This is a genomic window from Methanosarcina sp. A14, assembly GCF_001729375.1.
GTDB lineage: Archaea > Halobacteriota > Methanosarcinia > Methanosarcinales > Methanosarcinaceae > Methanosarcina > Methanosarcina barkeri.
The window spans coordinates 1-3,894 of sequence record NZ_LZPK01000130.1 but is presented as its reverse complement, the minus strand read 5'-3'; the positions used below and the strand labels follow the sequence as shown (position 1 = coordinate 3,894).

General features: G+C 42.8%; 4 protein-coding genes. All 4 read right to left on the bottom strand.

Annotated features, from left to right (window positions below):
* Window positions 1–353: 353 nt before the first annotated feature.
* Window positions 354–1,067, bottom strand: coding sequence for a PspC domain-containing protein (locus A9239_RS19895; RefSeq protein ID WP_080941594.1), 714 nt, complete (start codon window positions 1,065–1,067; stop codon window positions 354–356).
* A 79-nt stretch (window positions 1,068–1,146) separates the two neighbouring features.
* Window positions 1,147–2,601, bottom strand: a complete 1,455-nt coding sequence (locus tag A9239_RS07255) for an SO_0444 family Cu/Zn efflux transporter (protein ID WP_048122043.1) — start codon at window positions 2,599–2,601, stop codon at window positions 1,147–1,149.
* Window positions 2,598–2,945 (bottom strand): helix-turn-helix transcriptional regulator, encoded by a 348-nt coding sequence (locus A9239_RS07250; protein WP_048123593.1) that lies wholly within the window; start codon window positions 2,943–2,945, stop codon window positions 2,598–2,600. Before A9239_RS07250 ends, A9239_RS07255 begins: the two co-directional genes overlap by 4 nt.
* Before the next feature lie 107 nt (window positions 2,946–3,052).
* Entirely contained in the window at window positions 3,053–3,826 is a 774-nt protein-coding gene (locus tag A9239_RS07245; RefSeq protein ID WP_048157162.1) for an energy-coupling factor transporter transmembrane protein EcfT, read from the bottom strand.
* Between the last annotated feature and the right edge of the window lie 68 nt (window positions 3,827–3,894).

The window sequence follows — 3,894 nt, the reverse complement described above, 5'->3', positions numbered from 1 at the left end:
AATATATATTAAAAAATTTCAGCGCCAGCTATATGTTACTGCTGTTGTTTTCTGAGGATTTATAAACTAACTAACTTAGGAATTAATAAGTTAATGTCTGATCAGAAAAGGCACATACTTACGCTTTGGATCTTGTATTCATACAACGCTGATTGAGAGTCTCTGAATGCAGGTAAGTTAAGAAAAGAGTGAAGTTAAACAATGTGTATCCCATAATAAGAGATTCAATATTTGTGTTTCAATTTACGTAATATAGAACAGTATTTCTATATATATGTATAGAGGCTGAAAAAATGGAAGTTAAGAGAACGAAAATTTAAAAAATGAAACTTTGAAGATTTCATCGCTGAAAATCACTGCCCTGAACTGGGAATCATTTTATATCCCTCCCCCGAGGGCATAAGTATTGCCAGAATAATATACAGGACAATACCAATTCCTCCTTGCAGAGCAAGGGCTGCGAAAGCAAGCCTTATAAAGGTCGGGTCAATGTCAAAGTATTCGCCCAACCCGCCGCAGACTCCGAAGAGCATACGTTCTTTCTTGCTTTTAGTCAGACGCTTTTTCATGGTATAGGTAGTGCGCTTTTCTTCTTTAGCTTCTTCCCCGGTATCTTCTCTGAGTTTCTCGTCAGTCTCTCTAGCGGCTTCCTCTTCTTTTTTCTCCCCAGCTTCTATAATGACTTTCCCTTCCATGTCTATAGGCTTTGTCCAGGATTTTTCAGTATAGCCGGTTTCAAGTTCTCCCGAAGCCTTGAATTCACTTTCTTTTGGGATTATTTTCTCTTCGGATGTGGGGCTTCCTAGAGTTTCTTTTTCTTCCATATCTCTTTCAGGCTTTGCCCAGGATTCCTCAGTATAGCCAGTTTCAAGTTCCCCTTCAGGTTTGAATTCGCTCTTTTTCGACTCTTCTCTTTCCAGTGGTGCAGTACCGCTAACTTCCTCTCCGGTTTTTCCCTCATGTCTCGCACATGGTTCCTCTTCAGATTTGGCTTTAGGTACCTCTGGCGCTTCAAAAAAGTGTCCTTTTGTTACCTTTTTTTCTTGAGATTCGGGATTTTCCTGCATATTGACTATTCTATTTTGAAGGATTTATATTATTCTGGTACCTTTTCTCTCCTCTTCACTATTTTCATTTTTCCTTCTTTTAGTCTCTTTTACTTTGGTGACATTCCGAGCAGCCGCATTCTTTTTCACTGCGGAAAATTCCATATAACATCAAGGGGAGAAGGAAAACCGCAAAACCCAACTTCAGATCCTCAGGGAGCAGTTCTTTTGCAGTCCCCACGGTTGCTACCGCACTGATCCCGAGTTTTAGATAAAACCAGTCCAACAGGAAACCTGCCCCAAGAGCGCAAAGAGAAATCATTCCCAGATACAGAGCTGCCGAACGTTTTCCAAGGAAACGGGCAACCATCGTTATAGTTGCTACATTGGTTGCCGGACCTGCGAGGAGAAAAACAAAAGCGGTGCCCGGACTCATGCCCTTGGCTACAAGACTTGCGGCAAGAGGAGTAGAAGCTGTAGCGCAGATATAAAGAGGGATTCCTACAAAGAGCATGACCAGCATTGATCCAAAGCCTCCTCCCAGATAATTCTGAATGAGACTATCGGGAACTGCATAGGAAATTATTCCTGCAAAAAAGATTCCAATAAGCATCCATTTAGAAATTTCGGCTGGCAGCTCGATATAAGCATATTTTATTCCTTTAATCAATCTAGATTTTACCGATTCTTTATTATTTCCATCTTTTTCGGGTTCCTGATTTTTTCCTTCTTTTCCGGACTCTTTATAATTCCCATCTTTTCCCGATTCATTTTCTTCGCACCCACACGCCCCACAGCCGCAAGAAGAGACATCTTTATGGACATCTTTATGGAAGTCTGGGCTTACCAAGGTAAGTTTTCGGACATTTTCAGATTTATTATTGACTTTCAGAGGCTTTGCTCCTGAAAGCTTTACTTCTATAGCCTTATTTATAGTGCTTACAGACTCAGTTTTTCCGTTATAGGAATCTGCTGGCTTATGGCAACTACATGAAGAAGAGCTACATGTTTTTTCCTGTAAAGGAGCTCCAATCAAAGTTGAGACTGCAAGAACTCCTGCTTTTTTCTCGGGACTTTCCTGTTTTGTGATATTCTTCTTTTCCGGGAATTCCCCGATCAAAAAATTATCTGCAAGCCCTGTAAGGATAGCGGTAACAAAAGCAGCAAGTGGGCGGAAAACTGCCATCAAGGGATCCAGAAGAGCATAAGTAACCGCTATTGAGTCTACTCCTGTCTCGGGAGTAGAGATAAGGAAGGAAAGGGTTGCCCCCCTGTTAGCTCCCCTTTTTCGGATCGACATCGCGGCAGGAACCACTCCGCAGGAGCAGAGAGGTAGGGGAAGACCTGCAAGAGCGGCATTGATAACAGAGCGAATTTTTCCTGCCGATGCTCCAAGGTAGGCCACAATCTTCTGGTCAGGCACCAGGATAGTGAGAAGACCTGCAATACCCAGGCCGAAAATAAGATAGGGAGCCGTTTCGACGAAAATGTTCCAGGATTCCAAGAGAACCCCTGAAAAAAGAACCAGAAGGGCATTTAGGAATTCGAAGTTCATGCTTTTTCCTCCACATGTTCGAGGCACATTTCGATCAGCGTGCGGACGTGCTCGTCTGCAATATAATAAATCGTAAATTTTCCCTCCCTCCTGACCCGCACGAGGTCAAGTTGCCTGAGGGTACGAAGCCCATGAGAAACTGCGGATTGAGTGACACTAAGCGCCTGTTCAAGTTCACAGACGCACATCTCTTTTTGATTTAGTAAGAAAAGGATCTTAAGGCGAGTATAGGACTGGAGCGCCTGAAAAACCGCAGCCATTCGCGTGATACTTTCGGGGTCCGGAACCTTTTGTAACAGTTGTTCCAGTTGTTTTGAATCCACTCTTTCACATTTCTCATGCATGAACATATGAACAGCTGTTCATATATTAATATCTTTTGAAGGACTGCGCCACCTAAGAAAGTTGTCAGAACCTTCGTTCTGTCTGATAATGTTTCTTTATGCCGTATTTAAAGAACCAAAACGAAGATGATAAAAATTGCAAGGATAAAAAGGGCTTTCCAGTCACTTTTCTGCATGGAAAGCTCATATATTGAGGTCCTTTGGCTTCCCTGATAGCCTCTGCTCTCCATTGCAAGAGCCAATTCTTCAGCATCCCTGATTACACCTCTTAGCAAGGGAATTGCAAGAGCAGGAATTGAGCGTAGAGGGTTTTTTACGAAATCCATTCCTCTTGCCGCCTGAGCTGCTTTTGTCCGCTCTACCTTCTCGAACAGAAGGGGAAGAAACGCTATAGAGATGTTCATCATCGTAGCAAGCTCAAAAGAGCTGATTCCCAGCCAGTGCAACGGTAAAGGTCTTAACATCCTTTCTATGCCGCAGGTAATTGCTGATTGGTCGGTACTGGCTGTCAAGAGAGCTGCAAAAAGCAAAAGTAGTATAAATCGGGCAGCAAGTTTGAGCCCTTTTTCCAGCCCTTCCAGACTTGGCTGCAAAATCCAGTACGAAGCAAGGAGTCTTCCATCCGTAAAAAATAACTGCGTAAGAAAGATAAAAAACATAAACAGCATCATAGGTCTTACTGCTCTAAAAAACACTTTCATTGGCAGTCCTGAAAGTAAAGCGAGGGCAAAGAAAAAAGCGAAAAGAGCCCCTATTCCTGCAAAATTATCAATCCGAAATGTCAGAATTCCGAGCAACATCACGGCTGCAACTTTTGTCCTGGGGTCAAGCCTGTGGAGAATGGAAGACCCTGGCACGTAACTGAAGACAGGTTCCTGCATATTTTTCAACTTTCTCCTTATAATGATCCTTCAGGAATTTTCCGGAGCTTCCAGTTTTAGTTAATTCC

What these genes read in the sequence shown, in the direction of transcription:
- A9239_RS19895 (WP_080941594.1), bottom strand. Translation starts at nt 1,067, where the DNA reads ATGCAGGAAAATCCCGAATCTCAAGAAAAAAAGGTAACAAAAGGACAC.
- A9239_RS07255 (WP_048122043.1), bottom strand. Translation starts at nt 2,601, where the DNA reads ATGAACTTCGAATTCCTAAATGCCCTTCTGGTTCTTTTTTCAGGGGTT.
- A9239_RS07250 (WP_048123593.1), bottom strand. Translation starts at nt 2,945, where the DNA reads ATGCATGAGAAATGTGAAAGAGTGGATTCAAAACAACTGGAACAACTG.
- A9239_RS07245 (WP_048157162.1), bottom strand. Translation starts at nt 3,826, where the DNA reads ATGCAGGAACCTGTCTTCAGTTACGTGCCAGGGTCTTCCATTCTCCAC.